This is a genomic window from Acidobacteriota bacterium (assembly GCA_003225175.1).
Taxonomy (GTDB): domain Bacteria; phylum Acidobacteriota; class Terriglobia; order Terriglobales; family Acidobacteriaceae; genus Gp1-AA112.
Map to the genome: position 1 here is coordinate 1 of QIBA01000165.1, position 2,860 is coordinate 2,860.

Below are 2,860 nucleotides of genomic sequence, written 5' to 3' on the forward strand. Positions count from 1 at the left end.
GTGAACGCAACTAATCGTGGCTGGTGCCTGACTCCAGAGGTTTTCTGCAGGCACGTAACAACCGATCGCCTTCGATAGCGTCTAATTTCCTAACCCAGTTACGCGGCACTTCTTGCGGCAACTGATTGACGACGATGGCGTCGTACTCTGCGCGCAGCGTTACCATCGGGCACCCCGCACTTGGCGCCCTCGCACATTGCTAATTATGGGCGCCTAAGATCGTTCCCCGACTCAAGGTGAAGGTTCCCAATGGAATTTTCGGAACGGGTCGGCCACTGGGCTATTCAGAACGATCAATCGATCAATCGCTGCATTGGCCCGGAACAATTTCAGTATCCCATGCATTTGTCGCACATCCGACGAAGGAAGCCCAAAAAACGCGGCGGACCGGTTCCTAAAATTTGCAAGCGAGTGCCGAGTGATGGCCGAACTGGCCCCACAAACGGAAAACAAACGAGTTTGGAATCGCTTAGCTGAGCGATGGCGTCGCTGCGCCAAGCCGGAACAACTCGATACTGACTAAAGATCATCGGAGTTAAGGCGTAGGCAAAAGCATCTCAAAATCGTCACGCACTGATCGAATTGTCTTCCAGTTTGAGTTGAGTGCCTGGACTGAGTCCGCCATCAGAAATGGCCACCGTGCAGCACGCATTCAATCAACTTTCGCAATTCCTGCAGCAAGACATCTCTGCGATCTGATTGCCTTCGAGTTGCTTCTAATTTTTTGACAAGCGGCGTGTGCGGCTAAGATTGCGCAGTAGCTCCGGCAGGTAAACTCTCAGTTTGATTGCGGCAGCAGATCGAGCTTGTATTGTTTCGCTCGCTGCACCGCGAGCTTCCGATAGGCCGCAGCCTGTTTTTCTAAGTCCGCCTTTAGCTTGGTGTCGTTTTCATCTGCGGCCATTCGTTCAAATGCGATGGCCTTCTCCAAATACTCGGCCAGCATTTTCATTGAATCTAGCCCATGACTTTCCGGGTAGTTATCGACGCTTCTGAAACCGCCGCCAGCGAACTTAGTTGCCGCCCAAAATGGAACTTTGGTGTGATATTTTTAATGAAAATTTGCCTCAATTGCGGAACAGGCTTGTGAGGGGCCGGTGTTGCGATGCAAAAGTCTTTTGACGTGACTATGCAAAAATCAATAAAACCCAACGGTCGTTTTGCGGCGCATCTATCGACATTGGGTTGTGCTGCGTCAGGCGATTGACAGACCCGTGCTCTCCGCAGTCCTGTGTTACTGATGCCTTTATCTTTTTGAAGTTGTGGCCAAACCACCTTTTAGACAGCTTCAATCAAGGGAGCCCAATGTTTGTTCCGCGACGATCAGCGGAACAAGCGGCAGTTTTGTCGCGTTTCGCACGAACAAAATTGGGGACCTCAAACATGGACCGGCGCGATCAGGAACTTTTGGACAAGCAAATGCGAAGGCTCACACCGCCACGAAATGGGGGTGTAATTGCTGTGTTGCTTGCCTCGATGTTTTTAGTTGGCATGACCCTCGGCAGCGTCCTTTCTGAGCCCAAACCTGAGTCGATACAAATTGCATCGATGGACTAAGGCTGTGCCAGCTTTGCGTGCCTCAAAGCGCTGACATCGAATCGTCCGAGATTATTAATAGTCCTAGCCTTGGCCCGAGGACGCCCGCGGCACATGCCGCTCATCCACTCATTGACGCCTGTTGATTTCGAGAGTCAGTCTTATTCATCGAGTCGCCTTCGCGCAAATGGAAGGAGGCGGTCGTGCAAGATCAACACACCGCAGTCTCGCGCCGGAGTCTCAACCTTTTTAGCGTGACCGAAGTTGCTGCAAGAATCGGTGCGGACCTCGAAACAGTTACGGATTGGGTGGAGGTGGGTGCAATAGATCGGGCTGTATTCGGCGGTGGTCGGTTTTCAAAAAACGAACTGCTCAGAGCCGCCCTGGTCTTCGAACTGGTGAAATTCGGCCTGTCGCCGTCCTGTGCAAGAGATATTGTCCGAGAAATGGAATACGATTTGCAACAGATTTGGGGAGGAATCCCGCGTTACTTCAAAACTTACGCAATAGTAATTCCAACGAACAGGAAGTGGTTGGTTTTCTGGTGCCGGATGAGACCGGCAAAAGAAATCGACCCTTTTCCCGTAGAGGATCAAATTATTCTGCCCGTTTCAGATATCCTGAACCGTGTGGCTGACGAGACAAAAGAAGTGCGCCAACATTGAAACGGGCGCTAGCCATCGGAATGCTAGCCTTTGCACCACCACTCAGCGAGGTCGTGCAGGGCACTCAATAATGGGGCCTGCGTCTAACGCCGTGTGGCGTTATGAGGGTCCCAGCGAAGTAGAGCCGCATTGCAAACAAGCCTGCCCTTCATTAGTAGGCTCTAGCCAATCAACAGGTAAGGCCCTTGCCATCTCTGCAAGACTGGTTGCAAGACGTCGCCAATGTGTGGCCCATGGTCTGGCCCAACCGAGCGACGCTCATTCCAATTCTTGTCGGTATCGTAGTATTTGAGTGGGTGATATTGAGTTTTTGGTACAGTGGGCGATTAGCTAGAAAAGAGGCTGAAATCAGATTGCAAGACCGACAACTAGCCGATTATCGGGTAGCCACACCAGCAGAAGCCAAGGCAAGGATAGAGGCTCTGGAGCAGTGGCTACGTCGATTTGAACCAAGGCAGCTTACAGACGACCAACAGAAAATTCTGAGAGAGCGTGGCCGTGTTTACGAGCATCAAGAACTAACTATTATTTTCGAGACGGGCTCTGACTGTGCAACCTACGCAGCGGCGTTTGAGGCTGCGCTCAGAGAAGCGGGGTGGAACGTTCACAATTGGCAGATCGTAAATCCGCCCCGTCGACCAATGTCCGGAATAGCAGTG

At 51.8% G+C, this 2,860-nt stretch carries 3 protein-coding genes; 2 read left to right on the forward strand and 1 reads right to left on the reverse strand.

Features of this window, described 5'->3' with window-relative positions:
- Window positions 1–329: 329 nt before the first annotated feature.
- A complete protein-coding gene (locus tag DMG62_24080) occupies window positions 330–530 on the reverse strand; it encodes a hypothetical protein (GenBank protein ID PYY19994.1) in 201 nt (66 codons plus the stop codon).
- Window positions 531–1,739: 1,209 nt separating this feature from the next.
- Here DMG62_24080 and DMG62_24085 point away from each other — a divergent pair.
- Entirely contained in the window at window positions 1,740–2,201 is a 462-nt protein-coding gene (locus DMG62_24085) for a hypothetical protein (GenBank protein PYY19995.1), read from the forward strand.
- A 206-nt stretch (window positions 2,202–2,407) separates the two neighbouring features.
- Window positions 2,408–2,860, forward strand: a 453-nt coding sequence (locus DMG62_24090) for a hypothetical protein (GenBank protein PYY19996.1), incomplete at its 3' end; no start/stop codon positions are given.